We start from the raw sequence: 12615 nt of genomic DNA, 5'->3' as shown, positions 1-12615 counted from the left end.
AGTCGATGGACGGATAGCCAGGAGGTGCAGCATGTTAAAATTTTCGAATCTCAGCTACTCCAAACAAAGATTGGCGATTATTGTTGCCTTTTCATTTATTCCGCTAGCGCTGCTGATCACTTTTGCGTACTTGCCGGTGATCAATATGTTTAAATACAGCTTTTCGGACTGGAACGGCTATAGTAAGCGTCTGGAATATGTGGGTTTTGAAAACTATATCAAAATCTTTACCGACCCCGAGTATTTCTCGGTGTTTAAGGTCAGTCTGTATTACTTTGTAGCCACGTTTGTACAGATGGGTCTGGCCCTTTATTTTGCAACCATTCTCAGCTTTCAGACCTGGTTTAAAAATTTCTTTAAAGGCGTTTTATTTTTTCCTTCCCTAATGAACGGGGTGGCCATTGGTTTTATTTTTCTATTCTTTTTTAAGCCAGACGGCACGCTCGATACCCTGCTTCAGGCAGTGGGGCTGGGTTCGTATGTCAAGCTGTGGCTGGGCAACCCGGAGATTATCAATATTTCGCTGGCTGGCACGTCGATCTGGAGATACATGGGCTTTAACTTTATTGTGTTTCTGGGTGCGATTTCTTCCATATCCAGTGATTTGTATGAAGCAGCCGATATCGATGGAGCCAACCGCTGGCATCAGTTCCGCTCAATTATTTTGCCGAGCATCAAGCGGATTTTGCAGTTGAATCTCATCTTGGCAATTAGCGGTGCGGTCAGTGCATTCGATATTCCGTATATTATGACCGGTGGCTCCAACGGTAGCGAAACATTCGTCATTCAAACGCTTGATGTGGCATTCAAATACAGCAAGGTCGGTTTGGCCTCGGCGATGGCGGTTGTTCTGCTGCTGATCGTAATCGCTGTTACGCTGCTTCAACGGTTGCTAATTCGGGGAGAGGAGGACTAATCATGTATAAGCTGAAAATAATACTGGCTAGCAGCATCAAGTATGCGGCGCTACTACTAGGTGCGTTCATTGCACTGCTGCCGATTGTCGTCATTTTGTTTGCATCTTTGAAGACGAAGACTGAATATGCGGCAACCAGTCCTCTGACTCCCCCCGTGAACTGGCTGAATTGGGCTAACTATACCAAAGCCTTTATTAACGGAAATATGCTGACCGGATTTGTGAACACAGCTTTTATCCTGTTGATTTCGATCATCGGAGCCACGTTAACGGGTTCCATGATCGCGTATATTTTGAACCGTTTTAAATTTAAGGGCAAAAGTCTTATGCTCGGAGCGTTCCTGCTCGCGACCCTCATTCCGGGGGTAACGACTCAGGTATCGACATTTCAAATTATCAACAAGCTGGAGCTGTTTAACACGCCTTGGGCGGCAATCTTGCTGTATTTGGGAACGGATATTATTGCGGTGTATATTTTTCTGCAATTTCTGGATTCCATTGCGGTGGCGCTGGATGAATCGGCCATGCTGGATGGGGCCTCCTATCTGACGATCTACTGGCGCATTATCTTGCCCCTGCTGAAGCCTGCCATTGTGACGGTGATCATTATCAAGGGCGTTAATATTTACAACGACTTTTACACCCCGTTCCTGTATATGCCCAAAACAAGCCTTCAGGTTATATCGACGGCGCTGTTCAAGTTTAAAGGGCCATATGGCTCGCAATGGGAAGTTATTAGCGCGGGCATTATCATTGCCATTATTCCGACGCTGATTGCGTTTTTATCATTACAAAAATATATCTATAACGGATTCGCGCAGGGTTCAGTGAAATAGAATAACGGCGAAATAGAAAAATGATGAGATCAAGTATCTCGGTGAGAGGAGAATATACGTATGAGTAAATTGAATGTGGATTTGGATGTAGGTGACGTACGAATTGTGGGAGAAAGTCTGTCGAAAATGCCGTGGCAGGATAAGCCGGAAGGTAGCGAGGCTCCGGTGTGGAGGCATACTGAAAACCCAGTCATTGGACGCAATCCGGTGCCGGGTATTGCCCGTATTTTCAACAGTGCAGTAGCCCCGTATGAGGGACGGTTTGTAGGGGTATTCCGGGCTGAAACGATTAATGGACGTCCGCATTTGCATCTAGGCTGGAGTGACGACGGGTTGGCTTGGGACATTGAGACAGAACGTCTGCATTTGGTCGATGAGGAAGGAAGCGATTACCAGCCTAATTATGCTTACGATCCGCGTCTGGTCCGCGTGGAGGATACGTATTATATCATCTGGTGCACAGATTTTTACGGTGCAGCGTTGGGAATAGCACAAACAAAGGATTTTAAAAGCTTTGTACGATTGGAAAATCCGTTCCTGCCGTTTAATCGCAATGGTGTGCTGTTGCCCCGCAAGCTAAACGGAAACTTTATGTTGCTATCCCGTCCGAGCGACAGCGGACATACACCGTTTGGCGACATTTTTCTAAGTGAAAGTCCTGACTTGGTCTATTGGGGCAAGCACCGTCATGTCATGAGCAAGGGCGGACAGGGCTGGTGGCAATCGGTAAAGATTGGCGGCGGACCGGCCCCGATTGAGACGACCGAGGGTTGGCTGATGTTCTACCACGGGGTGACGGGCACGTGCAATGGGCTGGTATACAGTATGGGCGTAGCCGTTCTTGACCTGGATGATCCGTCTAAAGTTAAATATCGTTCCTCCAATTTCGTGCTGACCCCAGAGGAATGGTACGAAGAACGGGGCTTTGTGCCGAATGTGGTTTTCCCGTGTGCTACGCTGCATGATGCGGACACTGGGCGGATTGCGATTTATTATGGAGCCGCTGACACGTATGTAGGTATCGCATACACGACAGTAACTGACATTATGAAGTATGTTATCGCAACGGATGAAGTGGTCGCAGACGACCGCGAGTCGGGCCGGATGTAGGAGGAACTTGAATGCCAGAGGATATGTCTTTACAGCAATTGCAGTCATATATGGGGAGTAACCCGAAGCCGCCGGACTTTGACGCATACTGGGAACGGGCATTACAGGAGCTGGAGCGGCAGCCGCTTGATTATACACTGGAGCCTGCTGATTTTGTCTCTCCGATGGTGGAGTGTTACCATCTATATTTTACTGGAGTGGGCGGAGCGAAGGTTCATGGGAAGCTGGCTCGTCCTAAGCACCTTACGGAACAAGGTCCAGCGTTGGCCATGTTTCATGGATATTCCTGCGACAGTGGTGACTGGTTCGACAAGGTAAGCTATGCGGCACACGGATTCACCGTGCTGGCTATGGATTGCCGGGGGCAAGGAGGGCTATCAGAGGACAATTTGCAGGTTCAAGGAACGACGGTTCGCGGCCATATCATCCGGGGGATTGACGACCCGGACCCGGATCGGATGTATTACCGCAATGTATTTTTGGATACCGTGCAGACGGTACGCATTCTGATGTCTATGGAGCAGGTCGACCCTGAACGGATCGGCGCATTTGGCTGCTCCCAGGGAGGGGCCTTAACGGTTGCCTGCGCTGCATTGGAGCCACGTGTCCGTATGGCAGTTCCGGTATATCCATTTCTGTCGGACTATAAAAGATCTTGGGCGCTGGATGCCACTACATCTGCATATGAAGAACTGGTTTATTATTTTCGTTGGTTTGATCCGAATCATATGCGCGAGGAGGAGCTCTTTCACCGACTAGGCTACATCGATATTCAACATTTGGCAGATCGTATTCGTGGTCGTGTGTTGTTTGTGACAGGGCTGTCGGACACCATCTGTCCACCCTCCACGCAGTTTGCGGTGTACAATAAAATCGTATCAGACAAGGAAATACTCCTGTATCACGAATACGGTCATGAGTATCTACCCTATCTGTCGGATCGTGCCATGAGCGAATTTTTGCGGCTGTAGGGGGTTGAACTTAGCCACAGGCTCCTTTATAGTAATAGCTATAACCTTCGTGAATGCGTAATAAATGAATGCCCCATTTGTATAACCTCAATAATATGGTTTGAGGGTCTCTACCAGGAACCGATAAATCCTGATTACAAAAAGTGTACGTCTTGTACATTTCTTGTGGTCAGGATTTTTTTGCGTAATACGAGGGAATTTACATGACAGCAAAGGAGTTAATGTAATGAACTTCAAAGTAGTTATTTTAACGATTGCGACCTTTACGGTGGGTTTGGTGGAGCTGATTATCGGTGGTGTGCTACCCCAAATTGCACAGGATTTGAATGTCTCCGTAAGCACGGCAGGACAGCTTATCATGATCTATGCGCTCGTGTATGCTATTGCTGGGCCAACTTTGTTGGCGTTGACCGCCAAAATTGAACGAAAACGACTGTACCTGTGGTCGATGTTTATCTTTATTCTGGGAAGTCTGCTGGCCTTCTGGAGTCCGAATTATGCTGTCTTGTTTGTATCCCGTATCGTTACCGCTGCAAGCGGGTCGCTGATCGTGACATTGTCACTGACCATTGCAGTCAAAGTGGTGTCCAAGGCTTATCAGGCCCGTGTCCTTGGTGTCATCTCCATGGGGGTTAGCTCCTCCATCGTTCTAGGTATTCCAGCCGGGGTGCTGATTGGAAATGCGTTTGGCTGGCGGGTGCTTTTCCTGATCATTGCCTTGTTGACGGTCGTTGCTATGATCGTTATCAACTTGTTTATGGAGCGGATTCCGACGGAACATGTTGTGCCTATGCGCGATCAGCTGAAATCCTTAAAAAATGTTAAAGTCATCAGTGCTCATCTGGTGACCACGCTGACACTGGCGGGTCATTACACGTTATATGCGTATTTCACTCCGTTTTTAGAAAATATGATGGGCTTAAACGCTTCGTGGGTTAGTGTGGCCTATTTTGTCTTTGGGCTGGCGGCAGTGAGCGGCGGTTTTATTGGCGGCTCTTTGGCAGATCGGTTCGGCACAGCGAAAAGTATTTTAGTCGTCGTAGGCGTGTTTATCGCCGTGATGTTCCTGCTGCCATTCTCAATCCACTCGATTTATGTATTTGCGCCATTATTGATCATCTGGGGCATACTGAGTTGGGCCTTGTCGCCCCCGATGCAAAGTTATCTTATTGAAAATGCACCCGAATCGGGTAGTATTCAGCAAAGCTTTAATTTCTCCGCACTTCAGGTCGGGATCGCTCTCGGTTCTGCCTTGGGAGGTGTAGTGATTGAGAATAGTGAATCTGTTGCCACGAACGCTTGGGTGGGTGGGGCATTTGTGATTGTTGCTTTTGTCTGCGGCGTATTTTCGATTACCAGAGCCGGGACATCCCAGGCTGTTGGAGGGCACCATTCTGTTTCATAGTTTGCTGGACCATCACCCTCTTTTATAATACGAGCAAACATGTTATACTACACACAATTATGAAGAAGGAGGTGAGGTAGGTGAATCACGAGATGCTGAACAACCGTATTAGCCAGCTGCCGATTGCTATGGCTGGCATTGTTCATGCTTTTCCATACAACGGGAGAAGTCTGTCCAATTTTAATCATACGGTTGTAAACATCGCGAGAAGACGCCTACCTTAACTCGAACGGATTGCTGTATCTTCCGAAGAGTCGCGGGGTTGCTCCTGCGGCTCTTTTTGTGTTACCCGGGTAAGGGTCTTCCTAAAAAAAGGAGAGCCTGAACATGTATATAGTAAACGGCCAACAATTGAAAAAATACCACGCTGCCAATCTGATTTTGGATGGTGCATCGTTTGATATCCATACAGGAGAAAAGGTGGGACTCATCGGCCGCAACGGAAGCGGTAAAACCACCCTATTACGCCTAATTGCACGTTTGTCCCGCCCGGATGAAGGGCAGCTCGTCATCGCCAAGGATACGAAAATCGGCTATTTACCGCAAATTCCGGCGGAGTTTGAGAGTTTTACTGTGTACGAAACGCTGGCTTACGCCTATCGTGAGCTGAAGGATTGCCGCAATCAGATGAGCACACTGGAACGGGAAATGTCAGATCCGGTTGTGGCAGCAGACGTGGGCCTTCTGGAGAAGCTGCTGCAATCGTATGCTGCCTTGCAGGAACGGTTTGAGTGCAACGGCGGCTACGAAATGGATGCAAACATTGACCAGGTAGCGGATGGTCTACGTATTCCCAAAGGAATGTATACGCGCAGCTTCGGGTCGCTGTCGGGTGGAGAGAAAACAAAAATAGCGCTGGCATCACAGCTCATCGGGCGGCCGGATTTGTTGCTGCTGGATGAGCCGACCAACCATCTGGATTTGAAGGGGCTGGAATGGCTGGAGCAATTTTTGCAGGGCTACACAGGTGCGTGTGTGGTTGTATCTCATGATCGTTATTTTCTGGATCGGGTCGCCGTTAAAATGATTGAGCTTGAGGATGGCGAGGCGTTTACGTATTATACGAACTACAGCGGCTATGTTAAGGAAAAGGAAGAACGATTGCTACTGCAATTTGAAGATTATAAGGAACAGCAAAAGCGGATCAAAAAGATGAAAGAGGCCATTCGGCGTTTTGAAGAGTGGGGGCGCAATGGCGACAACGAAAAGTTTTTCAAAAAAGCAGCCTCCATTCGTAAGGCGTTGGAGCGTATGGAGCTGGTGAAGCGGCCTGTATTGGACCCGCAGGGGGCGGAATTTCACTTAAAGCTGGAGGATCGTTCCGGTCGCCGGGTGCTGCAGTTTGAAGAAATCGTTAAAGCCTATGGAGAGCGTCAGATATTAAACGGGGCAACGGGCAGCCTGGAATTCGGTGAAAAGGTGGCCTTGCTGGGCGATAACGGTTCAGGCAAAACGACGCTGCTCAAGCTGCTGCTTGGTCAGGAAAGCGCGGATGCAGGCACGGTCCAGTGGGGTGCGCGCGTGGAGTATGGATATTTGGCGCAGCAAGAGAGAGAACGGAATAGCCGGGCGACTGTGCTTGCTTACTTCAAGGAGGAAGCAGGGGTGGAAGAAGGTGAGGCACGCGGGTTGCTAGCGAAGTATTTGTTTTACGGTGCTGATGTGTTTAAGCCCGTGAGCATGCTGTCCGGTGGCGAATGGTCCCGCTTGCGGCTGGCGTTGCTGGTCATGAAAAAGCCAAATTTGTTGGTGCTGGATGAGCCGACGAACCATCTGGACATTGACTCACGCGAGGCGCTGGAGGAAGCATTAGACACCTACACGGGAACGGTACTGGCGATTTCACATGACCGCTATTTTGTGAATAAGCTGGCAGGACGCGTGTGGGAGCTGGAGGCTGGAAAGCTGACCTTTTATCTGGGCAGCTTTGATGAGTACCGAGCGAAGAAGCGGGAGCTGGAAAACGCTCATCTACAGAGCGAGGGGGGTACCGGGACGCGCCCGACATCTGCAAGCAGAGCCGCATCCGGTGGCGGCTCAGGCTCGGGCACAGCTGCACATTCCAGTGCAGCGAGCAATGGCACGGGGCCGGCTGCGCATACGGGAGCGACTGCGGGAGCCGATGCGAGCCGTGCACGCTCAAATCGCTTGGGTTCGCCCGCTGCCGGGTCTGGAGCCCGCGAAGCGAAGGCCGCGAAGCCATCACGCACGCCCGCTGCATCCAGCGAGCGGTTGGAGCGGGCCATCGCCGCCAAAGAAGCAGAATTGGCGGCGGCGGATACCGAGCTGGAGCTGCTCGGCACAAGCGGCAATACGATCCACATGGCGGAGCTGTGGGATGCGCGTGAGCGGTTGCAAGCCGAGCTGGACACGTTGCTCGGCGAGTGGGTTGAGCTGGAGTAGGTGACAGGCTAGTAGTTACTGGCTAGAAAACAGTTTATTTTATATAGAGGGTAGCCCTGAGGTAGAACGTTTACTGAAGGGCTACCTTTTTTGCAGTGAAAAGACAAAGATATCATCACAAAAATTAATGACCATTAATTAAGATAAATGGTATTGATATATTATTGTTATTATATTTTACATATAAAGAAAGTTGTTTGCATTTCGCAACATATGATACTTTTTAAATTGAATAAAATAATATGATTCATTGTTAAATGAAGTTTGTGTTATCCATCATGATCTTACATATCAAATGCACGCGTTGGAACTATGTTGTGATTTGTTATGGATGGAGGGAATAGTATGTCGGACTCCTTACTAGAGGTCAGTCAGGTAACGAAAAAAATGGGAAAAAGGCACTTGTTAGACCGTGTTTCTTTTAAACTTCAGAAAGGGAAGATATATGGATTCATCGGACCTAATGGAGCTGGTAAAACTACAATGATGCGAATCATGACCGGATTAATGCAGCCAACCAGCGGTTCTGTAAAGATAGCCTCATATGATGTACAGACGGATCGGGAAAAGGCGCTGTCCAAGGTGGGGGCTATTATTGAATCTCCGGTCTTTTTTGATTATATGACAGGCAGGCAGGTTTTGCGCAATTTGTCACGGTTACACTTTGAGATTGCGTCCTCAGATCGGGAGACACATATTGAAGAGTTGCTTACAAAGGTGAGGCTGGAAACACGGGGAGATGACAAGGTGAAAACCTATTCGCTGGGAATGAAGCAAAGGCTAGGTATTGCGCAGTCCATGCTGGGGACTCCTGAGCTTTTATTGCTGGATGAACCGTCCAATGGGCTGGATCCTATGGGAATGCAGGAGCTGAAAGATATTGTGCTTCAGCTACGTGATTCAGCGAATTATGCCTTTTTTATCTCCAGTCATCTGTTGGATGAACTGCAACAGATGTGTGATGAACTCGTTGTTATCAAAGAGGGCAGGCTAGTTTGGCAGGGACCTACTGATCAATTAGTAGAGGACGGCCAACGGCTAGAGGATGCTTTTATGGGATTGATGGGACTATGAAATCATTAATATACAGCGAGTTCGAGCGATTGTGGAGACGAAAGTGGTTCTGGCTCATGGTATTATGTATACCGATTCTAGCCTGTTCGACAGGAGTATATTTTTTGCGCACGATGAAGGTTCCTGTAGAGGTATTATCCTTAAACTTTGTCGTTACTGGTCTGCGTGAGAATTTGTTTTTAGTATGCAACATAGCTGTGGCTGCTTTAGCTGCTGCTGTATACACAGAGGAATTTCGAAGCGGGCAACTGCGTTTGTTATTTATGCGCCGATTTACCCGCGGACAGATTTTCTGGAGTAAACTGCTGGTTTTAAATGCTACTATTTTGTTTCTTCTCATTGTATTTGCAGTATCCTCGCAGGTGATCGTTGAAGTATGGACTCTTTCATATGATGTAAGTGATGCGGGGCTGTCCGGATCTCAAGGACTGCAGATGCTTAAATACTATGGTTGGGCGCTTGCCTCATTATTAGCAATAAGCTCCTTTTATTGTTTTATCGCTATGTATAGCAAAAGTGTAACGTATGCTATCGGTGTTTGTATGGTTTACAATCTGGGCTCTTTGTTGTTTGATTCATTGTATTTAAAATTGGTCTCTTTTGTTTCTCATATCCCATACCTATACAATGTGATCGCATTTATGGTTATTCCATATATGCAGCATACAGGATTAGATAGGTCCTTAATCGGGAATTCGTCTGTGGATAGGGCGATTATCACCGTGGTTAGTCTATATCTTATCTTTTTTACTTGGGGCGCATACCGTCGTTTTGTGACTGATGATTATCTGTATTAGGGGCTTCCGTAGCCTGAACATCATAAAAGTAAAAGAAAGATCCAACCGACCGCTTGAGGTCAGTTGGATCTTTTATCGTTTCTTTTCCATAAGGGACGGGTATTAATTGTCTAGTCCCGCATAGATTGACATAGGGGAAAAGGAGGTATGAGAATGTGGAGTTGGGTCAAAAAGTTGTCTACACTGGCGGCGATCCTTTTGTTGGTTGTTTTTGTAAGCGCATGCAACAAGGGCGATGCTTCAGGTAAGGTGAAAATTGAGTTTTTTCAAAACAAGCCGGAGGCCAAGGGTTCATTCGATAAGCTAATCTCTCAATTCAATCAGGAACATCCCAGTATTGAAGTGACACAGGTCAACCCGCCAGAGGCAGAGACCGTGTTATTGACCCGGGTTGTCAAAAACGATGTACCTGACATTGTGGGGCTTGGGGCCACAGATACCTACTCCATTTTGGCACAAAGCGGTATTTTTACGGATCTGGCGAATACAGAATTGCCACGTACGATTGACCCGATTTACCTCAAAATGCTTAAGGATGTGACCGGGGCCGATCCCGTGTATGGAATTCCTTATGCTGCGAATGCGAATGGTGTGATGTATAACAAAACGCTTTTTAAGGAAATGGGATTACAGGTGCCTAAAACGTGGGATGAGCTGATTGCAACGGCGCAAAAGATCAAGGCTGCTGGGAAAATCCCGTTCTATTTTACATATAAAGATGATTGGCAAACGAACCTCCCCTTTAATGCCCTGGGCCCGAATCTGGTGGGCATTGATTTTTTCCTGCAACGGCGTGAAAATCAGGTCACCTTTCAGGACAAGTACCGCGAGGTTGCTGAAAAGCAGCTGGAGCTATTGAAATACGGACATGGTGATAATTTTGGCAAAAACTATGCCGACGGTAATCGTGCCTTCGCTAACGGGCAGGGATTGATGTACATTCAGGGCTCGTGGGCCATATCTGAAATTCGCAAAGCCAACCCGAAAGTGGAGCTTGGTTTTTTCCCATTACCGACAGGGAATGACGAAAAGACGGTCAAACTGGTGTCCGGTATAGATACACTATTAGCCGTATCGGAGAGCACTCCGCATAAAAAGGAAGCCGAGGAGTTCATTGCCTTCTTGTTGAAGCCGGAGAACAGCAAGCAATACATTACAGAGCAAACGCTGTTTTCGGCGGTGAAGGGAGTTACGCAGGATGATCCGAGTGTGGCGGAGCTGTTGCCTTATTTTAAATCGGGCCGCGTCATTGATTTTGCCGATCACTATATTCCCAAAGCGGTCCAATTGAATTCTATTGTGCAGGCCTTCCTGCAAAACAGAGACATCGACGCTTATCTGGCCAAGCTAGACAGTGAGTGGAATAAGGTAGCTAACCGCCGATAGGAGAGGAGGAGACATGAATAAGCGACTAACGACTTTTTACTGGATGACGGTGCCGGCGGTGCTATTGTTTTTTGTATTTTTGACCTTGCCTGCCTTGCAGGGCTTTTATTATTCGCTTACGAACTGGAACGGCTTTGGTCATCAGTATCACTTTGTCGGGTTTAAGAACTATATTAATTTGTTTCAGGATGACAATGTGGGGAACGCATACTGGTTTACTTTCAAATTTGCGATTGTGGTTACCATTGCGACTAATATCCTTAGTTTGCTGATTGCGCTAGGGCTGAATGCTAAAATACGGTTTCGTAACTTTTTCCGCGGTATTTATTTTCTGCCTAATATTTTGAGCGTGCTAATCGTGGGTTACATATTCAATTACTTGTTCTCGAACGTGTTTACGATTTGGGGGCAAAATTTAGGGATTACCTCATTGTCGACGAACATTTTGGGCAGCGAACAACTGGCTTGGGTGGGGGTTGTCATCGTAGCTGTATGGCAGGGGATTGCCTTTAATACGATTCTCTATCTGGCCGGGCTGCAAACCATTCCGACAAGTCTGTATGAGGCGTCCAATTTGGACGGTGCGGGTAAATGGCGCGAATTCTGGAGCATTACCTTTCCGTTAATTGCTCCATTTTTTACGATCAATATGGTATTGGCGATGAAAAATTCCCTGATGGTGTTCGATCAGATCGTGGCTTTGACGAATGGCGGGCCGGGTCGGGCCACCCAGTCGATTTCCCACCTGATATACACCGGAGGCTTTAGAGGCGGAGAATTTGCTTATCAGTCGGCTAACTCTGTTATTTACTTTATTGTGATCGCGATCATTTCCATCTTACAGCTGCGATTCCTCCAGAGAAGGGAGATGGATAACTGATGAAAACAAGCAGACGTACCAACTGGCCTGTGCTGCTTCTGGTAGCGTTGGGGACAATATTTATTCTGTTTCCCCTCTATATGACGGTGACGATAGCACTTAAAAATCCCGAGCAGATGGCGCATTCCGCCTTTGCCTTTCCGACCGAGCTGCATTGGGAGAATTTTAGTCGTGCAGTGGAAATGACCAACTTCTTCAGCGCTTTTCAGAACAGTGTGATGGTCACGACATCGACGGTCATACTCACTTTGCTAACCAATTCGATGGTCGCTTATGCGATTGCCCGTAATATGCAGCGACGCTTTTTTAAGGGATTATATTTTTACTTTGTGAGCGCCATGTTTATACCGTTCCCGATCATCATGCTGCCGATTGTAAAACTGGCCTCGGGCCTTCATATGACTAATCTGTTGGGTCTTATTATGCTGCATACGGTGTATGGTTTGGCGTTTAATGTCTTCGTGTATGTCGGTTATATTCGCTCCATTCCGGTGGCATTGGAAGAGGCAGCCACGGTAGATGGTGCGACGACATGGGGTACTTTTTGGCGCATTATATTCCCGCTGATGGCGCCGATTAGTGCTACGGTGGGAATTCTCACTTGTCTGTCCACATATAACGACTTCCTGCTGCCGCTCATTATTATCAGCGATGCAGAGCAGTATACACTGCCGCTCGTTCAGTATGTGTTCCAGGGGCAGTTCAATACCGACTTTAATCTGGCTTTTGCTTCGTACCTGATGGCCTTGCTGCCGATGATTATTGTCTATCTGATTGCACAAAAATGGATTATCAATGGCGTTACGCAAGGTTCTGTGAAGTAGGGCGGGAGTCAAT

At 47.6% G+C, this 12615-nt stretch carries 12 protein-coding genes and 1 riboswitch; all 12 genes read left to right on the top strand.

Going from position 1 to position 12615, the window contains the following annotated elements; genetic code table 11:
* Positions 1-31: 31 nt before the first annotated feature.
* The 12 genes from GRP75_RS01490 to GRP75_RS01440 all read left to right on the top strand — a co-directional run bounded on the left by GRP75_RS01490 (position 32) and on the right by GRP75_RS01440 (position 12602).
* The gene (locus GRP75_RS01490) at positions 32-916 is read left to right on the top strand and encodes a carbohydrate ABC transporter permease (protein ID WP_053326360.1); all 885 of its coding nucleotides are present in this window, start codon (positions 32-34) and stop codon (positions 914-916) included.
* A 2-nt stretch (positions 917-918) separates the two neighbouring features.
* Positions 919-1752 carry a carbohydrate ABC transporter permease gene (locus GRP75_RS01485; protein WP_028540810.1) on the top strand — a complete coding sequence of 278 codons (834 nt, stop codon included), beginning with the start codon at positions 919-921 and terminating at the stop codon, positions 1750-1752.
* A 60-nt stretch (positions 1753-1812) separates the two neighbouring features.
* Entirely contained in the window at positions 1813-2862 is a 1050-nt protein-coding gene (locus tag GRP75_RS01480; RefSeq protein ID WP_023990882.1) for a glycoside hydrolase family 130 protein, read from the top strand.
* An 11-nt stretch (positions 2863-2873) separates the two neighbouring features.
* Positions 2874-3833 carry an acetylxylan esterase gene (locus GRP75_RS01475; protein ID WP_160788427.1) on the top strand — a complete coding sequence of 320 codons (960 nt, stop codon included), beginning with the start codon at positions 2874-2876 and terminating at the stop codon, positions 3831-3833.
* Between the two features lie 57 nt (positions 3834-3890).
* A riboswitch (purine riboswitch) is annotated at positions 3891-3990 on the top strand.
* A gap of 69 nt (positions 3991-4059) precedes the next feature.
* A complete protein-coding gene (locus tag GRP75_RS01470; RefSeq protein ID WP_160788426.1) occupies positions 4060-5238 on the top strand; it encodes an MFS transporter in 1179 nt (392 codons plus the stop codon).
* An 80-nt stretch (positions 5239-5318) separates the two neighbouring features.
* Positions 5319-5462, top strand: coding sequence for an RAxF-45 family protein (locus GRP75_RS29085; protein ID WP_016822706.1), 144 nt, complete (start codon positions 5319-5321; stop codon positions 5460-5462).
* 103 nt (positions 5463-5565) lie between these two features.
* A complete protein-coding gene (gene abc-f, locus GRP75_RS01465; protein ID WP_160788425.1) occupies positions 5566-7641 on the top strand; it encodes a ribosomal protection-like ABC-F family protein in 2076 nt (691 codons plus the stop codon).
* Between the two features lie 345 nt (positions 7642-7986).
* Positions 7987-8715: an ABC transporter ATP-binding protein gene (locus tag GRP75_RS01460; protein ID WP_023990878.1), complete on the top strand. Its 729-nt coding sequence runs from the start codon at positions 7987-7989 to the stop codon at positions 8713-8715.
* Positions 8712-9512, top strand: coding sequence for an ABC transporter permease (locus GRP75_RS01455; RefSeq protein ID WP_160788424.1), 801 nt, complete (start codon positions 8712-8714; stop codon positions 9510-9512). Before GRP75_RS01460 ends, GRP75_RS01455 begins: the two co-directional genes overlap by 4 nt.
* A gap of 153 nt (positions 9513-9665) precedes the next feature.
* The gene (locus GRP75_RS01450) at positions 9666-10898 is read left to right on the top strand and encodes an ABC transporter substrate-binding protein (protein ID WP_160788423.1); all 1233 of its coding nucleotides are present in this window, start codon (positions 9666-9668) and stop codon (positions 10896-10898) included.
* A 13-nt stretch (positions 10899-10911) separates the two neighbouring features.
* Positions 10912-11778 carry a carbohydrate ABC transporter permease gene (locus GRP75_RS01445; RefSeq protein ID WP_053326352.1) on the top strand — a complete coding sequence of 289 codons (867 nt, stop codon included), beginning with the start codon at positions 10912-10914 and terminating at the stop codon, positions 11776-11778.
* Positions 11778-12602, top strand: coding sequence for a carbohydrate ABC transporter permease (locus tag GRP75_RS01440; protein ID WP_023990874.1), 825 nt, complete (start codon positions 11778-11780; stop codon positions 12600-12602). Before GRP75_RS01445 ends, GRP75_RS01440 begins: the two co-directional genes overlap by 1 nt.
* Positions 12603-12615: the final 13 nt, after the last annotated feature.

It is taken from the genome of Paenibacillus sp. OT2-17, assembly GCF_009827695.1.
GTDB lineage: Bacteria > Bacillota > Bacilli > Paenibacillales > Paenibacillaceae > Paenibacillus > Paenibacillus polymyxa_B.
Note: the sequence above shows the minus strand (reverse complement) of the source record. Positions and strands in the feature narration are given on the sequence as shown.